This window comes from Streptomyces sp. ActVer, assembly GCF_027270795.1.
Lineage (GTDB): Bacteria > Actinomycetota > Actinomycetes > Streptomycetales > Streptomycetaceae > Streptomyces > Streptomyces umbrinus_A.
This window is the reverse complement of sequence record NZ_JAPWHT010000831.1, coordinates 1-1905: the sequence shown is the minus strand read 5'-3', so window position 1 is coordinate 1905 and position 1905 is coordinate 1. Positions and strand designations below refer to the sequence as shown.

Genomic DNA, 1905 nt, shown 5'->3' with positions numbered 1-1905 from the left:
GCCCGCGGGGCGCGGGCCGTGCCACGGGCGCCACCCGCGAGCTCGTCGGGCCCGGGCACCCTCATCGACGTATGCGTGTCACGGTTCGAGTCCGGCTTGGCCCCGGGCACGAGGGGAACGGCCCCGCGCCGGACCCGCTCGCGCGGAGCCTCCGGCTCGGCCGGCCCGTCGTCGTACCCGCCGCCCCCGTCCTCGTCGCCCTCCGGCTCGTCCACGTCCAGCGGTGGCATCCCGGCCAGCAGCGGCAACTGCTCCCGCAGCCGCTCGCCCAGCTCGGAAGCCCGCAGGCGGGAGGCGGGTGCCTTCGCCAGGCACTGCACGAGCAGCTGCCACAGCTCCTCGGGAATCCCGGGCAGCGGGACGACCGTCTCGGTGACGTGCCGCCGCAGGACCGCGCCCGGGTGTCCACCGCCGAACGGCGTGAACCCGGCGAGGAGTTCGTACAGCACGGTCGCCAGCGCGTAGATGTCGACGGCCGCCCGCGGGGGCAGGCCCTCGATGATCTCGGGCGCCAGGTAGTCCGGCGTTCCGATGATCTTCGTCGCCCGTGTCCGCCGCGGTGAGTCGATGAGCTTGGCGACACCGAAGTCGGTGAGCAGCGCGGGGTGCGAGCCGCCGGGTCCGAGCGGTCCCTGCATGTCGAGCAGCACGTTCTCCGGTTTGACGTCCCGGTGCACGACCCCCGCCGCATGCGCCGCGGCGAGTCCGTCCGCGACGTCGGCCACGATCGCGACGGCCGCCTCGGGCGCGAGCCGCCGCTCCCGGTCGAGCCGGGTCCGCAGATCCGTACCGCGGACGAGGTCCATGACCAGCGCGAGGTCGTTGCCGTCGACCACGAGGTCCCGTACGGAGACGACGTGCGGGTGATCGAGGCCGAGCAGGGCCGTCCGCTCCTGCACGAAACGGCCCACGAGCTCCTGGTCGGACGCGAGGTCCTCGCGCAGCAGCTTGATGGCGACGGGGCCCTCGGGCCCCTCGCCGAGCCACACCGTGCCGGCGCTGCCCCGCCCCAGAATCTGGTTGGCGGTGTACCGGCTGCCGATCTTCCGTACCAAGACTGCTCCTACGGGCGCGTGTTGCCGATAAAGCTACGCGCCCAGAGCGCCAACCTCCTCTTCGGCGACAGAAATCACCCCCCAGGTGTCGACAAATCCCCAGAACCGCACCGCGGTTCCGGGGATTTGAAGGGGCAATGCTCTGAAATTTCTGAAAAGGCTTACTGGCGCCTAAAAAGACTTACTTCCCGGAACCGTTGTCCAGTTCCTTGACCCAGCCGGAGACCGCGCCGACCCAGTCCGTCAGCTGGTCCCAGTAGCTCTTGGACGTGCCGATCCAGCCCTGGAGCGGGCTGAACTCCCAGATCGCCCACCCGGCCAGGAACAGGATGACGACGGTGAACAGACATCCCTTGAGACAGCCGAGCCCGGGGATCTTCATCGGGTTGGCGCTGCGCTGCCGGGGCTCGCGCGGCGGCCGCGGCGCGGGCTGCTGAGGCTGCTGGGGCGGAGCGTGGCGCTGCTGCGGCTGCTGGGGCTGGTGCTGGGGCGCGTAACCCTGGGGCTGCTGTCCCTGCTGCGGATAGCCGTAGCCGGGCTGGTTCTGGGGCGGTCGCTGCCGGCGCTGCTGGGGCTGCTGGGGCCTCGGCGGCGGCGGTGGCTGCTGCTGGGGCCTCGCCACCTGGCGCTGCGGGCGCCGGCGCAGCGGGTCCTCGTTCGGGTCGAGGTACGGCTGCATCTGCGTCGGCTCGTTGCGGTCGCGGGCCGCCCGCAGCTGGTTCTGCCAGGGGTGCGGGTCCTCGGGGCCACCCCCCGGCTGGCCCGGCGGCACCGGCGGCATCACGGCCGTCGGGTCGGGCGCGCCGCGGTTGGGCAGTACGGCGGTGGGGGCGGCGGCGCGCAGTTCGCG

Annotated in this window: 1 protein-coding gene and 1 pseudogene; both read right to left on the bottom strand. The window is 72.7% G+C overall.

Annotation, left to right across the window (positions count from 1 at the left end; genetic code table 11):
- On the bottom strand, positions 1-1055 hold a 1055-nt coding region (locus O3Q52_RS52565; protein WP_269655465.1), incomplete at its 3' end, for a serine/threonine-protein kinase.
- A gap of 181 nt (positions 1056-1236) precedes the next feature.
- Positions 1237-1905, bottom strand: a pseudogene (locus O3Q52_RS52560) (serine/threonine protein kinase); the annotation flags it as partial.